The following is a 1,697-nucleotide window of genomic DNA, read 5'->3' as shown; positions in this document are numbered from 1 at the left end:
TTCGTGCAGAAGCGAGCCTGGAGAGACGGAGTTTCGGCTGGAATTTTAACTTTACCCAAATGAAATTCTGCGCGAACGAAATTTTAGCAGGCGGGCTTGCTGGGCTTAACCGCGTGGGTTTAAATTTAGCTAGCGATTCCGTTCGTAAAATTTGCGCTAGGTTATAATTTGACGGCGGAATTTACGCATGCAATTCGGTCGCGTCCGCAAAATTTTGCCCGCCGATTTGCAGAATACGCAGCGTAAGCCATATGAAATTTTATAAAATTTCGCGCCGTGGAATTTATCCGAAATTACGTAGCCATTCGATAAAATAGCTACAAATTTCACCGGATGGAACAATGATAAATATTGATGAGGTAAGCTATAAAAGAGCCAAGTTTAGGCAAGCTGGCTTAGAGGCTGCGTCTGGCATAGCATCAGAAGGCGATACGGCGGTGAGCGACGCGGCAAACGCTAGGGTGCTAGGGCGCGCAAGAATCTCGGCAAAAAGCGGCTTTGAAGCATTGAGCGAGAAGCTGTTGCATGGCTGTGGGGCTAGCTTTCGCTACGCAGTGCGTATCCCGCTCGCGCCCAAAGTGCAGCTGGACGCAGATGAATGCATCCTATGCGAGTATAAAAAGCGCGGAAGCGGGCTTGAACTAATCGCTGCTTTGCTAGTCTTAATCCCCGTTTTAGGCGTGCTTGCGCTATGCTTTAAAGCAGAATACGGCGTAGTTTTTAATATAACTATCCTGCTAGCCGGCTTTTGCATGATATGGTGTTTTTGTAGGTCTTTTGGGATGCCGTGCACAAGGGAATTTATGTGAGCGATAAAAATTTAATCACTCAAAACGACACAAAATTCCCGATTGAAAAAGTGCACTTTAGCGCCTTATACAACCGCTACGGAGATATCACGCTATATTTTTATGTCACGCCGTTTAGCCAGATTTTTACGCTAAGCATAGACGGTAGCGATGAGTTTAACGCTCTCATCTATTGCTTAGCCACGCTCTGCGATAACGATGAGCTTTTTTGCTTCGCGACGCACCGATACGTGCGCGCTAGAGCTAGCGGACGTCGTTCTCATATAATTTTAAACGCTAGGCTATGTAAGAACGCACCAAAATTCTAAAAGCTTCAAAATTTTTCGCGCCTTGTCAGAATGCGGCGCCAAAAATTTAAATGGGATTTTTAAGCACGATTCTGGACACAAATTTTGCGGCGCAAATCCGCGCACAAAATCCATAGTTCAAATTTTGCACTTGAATTTTTTGGATAAATTTCTCCCTCAAATTCCATAAAGGATTTGCACTGCCATAGCCTAATAATAGTGCGTAGAGCCTGCAAAATCCGTAACAATGCAAGCAAAATTTGACAAGATAAGGGATAAAATTTTAGCAAGGCAAGCAAAGATTTATTTAGTCGTAAACGGATTTCGTAGCAGCGCGGATTAAGCTAACACGTGCTTGATAATGAGCTTTCGTGCGAATTCTATAAAAATTTTATGGCGGCGCAAATAAAATTTCGCGTAACAAGGACGAGCCAAGCACTCGCAGCTACGCTTTAAATCAATGCTGCGGCTGTTCGTGTTTAGCCCAGATCACAAATGTCTTGTCGTGATTTGCCTTTGCTCTAAAATTTGCACGATCTCGTCTAAGCTTAAAATTTTGCCGTGCGAGTCAAAGCCTACGTTTAGTATGCGCCCCTCTAGG

General features: G+C 44.3%; 2 protein-coding genes. Both read left to right on the top strand.

The features are described 5' to 3' along the window. Nucleotides 1-341: 341 nt before the first annotated feature. A complete protein-coding gene (locus Q0614_RS03080; protein WP_298786451.1) occupies nt 342-809 on the top strand; it encodes a hypothetical protein in 468 nt (155 codons plus the stop codon). After that, complete coding sequence (locus tag Q0614_RS03075; protein WP_298786449.1) at nt 806-1,117, top strand: hypothetical protein; 312 nt, start codon at nt 806-808, stop codon at nt 1,115-1,117. The genes Q0614_RS03080 and Q0614_RS03075 overlap by 4 nt, the downstream gene beginning before the upstream one ends. The last annotated feature ends 580 nt before the right edge of the window (nt 1,118-1,697 follow it).

This window comes from uncultured Campylobacter sp. (genome assembly GCF_937997595.1).
GTDB lineage: Bacteria > Campylobacterota > Campylobacteria > Campylobacterales > Campylobacteraceae > Campylobacter_B.
The sequence above is the reverse complement of the archived record's forward strand: the minus strand, read 5'-3'. Positions and strand labels throughout refer to the sequence as shown.